The 1,373-nt window shown below is 63.9% G+C and carries 1 protein-coding gene; it reads right to left on the minus strand.

Features of this window, described 5'->3' with window-relative positions; translation table 11 throughout:
- A partial coding sequence (traD, locus tag HMPREF2924_RS05050) for a type IV conjugative transfer system coupling protein TraD (RefSeq protein WP_070700390.1) occupies positions 1-1,373 on the minus strand: 1,373 nt, incomplete at both ends.

Below are 1,373 nucleotides of genomic sequence, written 5' to 3' on the forward strand. Positions count from 1 at the left end.
GCGGCATCCTCACCGGCGCCGAGGTGACGGAAATCGTCGACCAGGTCCTGGGGCAGACCATCCTGCAGGGCGGAGTATCCCGGCGCCTCCCACCACTCGCTGTTGGCGGCCTGGCCCTTGCGCATACCGGCAGCCAGCTCCTGCAGGCTTTTCGGCATCACCTCGTCGGGATCGACCGCCGGCAGCGGCATTCGGATCTTCCAGAGATTGCCGCCCTCGAGCAGCGCGAACGCCTGTCCTTTGGGCAGACCAACGATGTGGGCCGGCTCGAGCATCGGCACGCTGGTCATCTGCACCTGGTCGTGCGAGCTGGAGGTGAAGGCTGCCTTCTTGTTGTTGATTGCGTCGTTGGCGCCGCTCGCCGGCGTGCTGGTGTAGATCTGGACCTTGGGGAGCTGGTTGGTCAGGAGTTCGGCCGTGGCGGTCTCGCGCACCCGCAGCATGAACAGGTTGTTGAAGTTGCCGATGATCTGACCGGCCTTCGCGCGGGAGCCGATCTTGGCCTCGATGTCGCTCATGGTCTGGGTATAGGCCGTCACCTGCACGCCGGCGCCGCCCGCTTTGTTGACCATGGGGATGAACTCGTCGCCAATCAGCTCGTTGAACTCGTCGGCATGCAGGTTGATGCGGACCTTGCCGCCAGCGAGCGAGCCGGGCAGGCCGTCATCGACACCATGCTTGTAGATGTGACCCGCCACCGAGACCAGGTCGCTGAACATGGAGTTGCCCACCGCGGCGGCGACCTCGGTATCCGATAGTGCGTCGAGGCCGACGTAGACCACGGCGCGTTTGCGGATGACCTGCATCCAGTCGAAGATCGGCCGCGGATCGTTGAGGTCCGCGTAGTTGGGCGAAAGAAGCTCCGAGATCCGCCCGGTAGTGAGTTTCTCCAGCAGCGGCAGCAGCGAGGCCACGATCTTGTCGAAGTAGGTCTTGTCGTAGCGCACGGCGCTCTTCAGGCCTTCCATGACCGGGTCGGCGATGCGTTTCTGTGTCAGGTACTGGTCGATGGCCACGACCCGCAGGGGCCGTCCTTTCATGTTGAACGGGATGTTCTTGTCGTTGAGCTTGCCCTCGATCTGGATGATCGTGTCCCAGGCCCTGGGATCGTGCTCGCTGATGTATTTCTGGGCATATTCGACGAACAACGCATCGATGTTCACGACGTGGCGGAGGATCTGCTGGTAGTCCGGGCGGATACCCAGCGCGTGCAGCGCGCGGGCGATGATGTTGACGAACCGCCAGGCGAACTCACGGAACGCCGCGCTGTTGCCTTCGCCGGAGAGCTGGCCGGCGACGCGGGTGGCGACCTCAGAGATCCGACCGAACCGGCCGACGGCGTTGTAGCGTGCCGACAGGTCAGGATGACCGAG

Origin of the sequence: Pseudomonas sp. HMSC063H08 (assembly GCF_001813645.1) — a bacterium.
Taxonomy (GTDB): domain Bacteria; phylum Pseudomonadota; class Gammaproteobacteria; order Pseudomonadales; family Pseudomonadaceae; genus Pseudomonas; species Pseudomonas aeruginosa.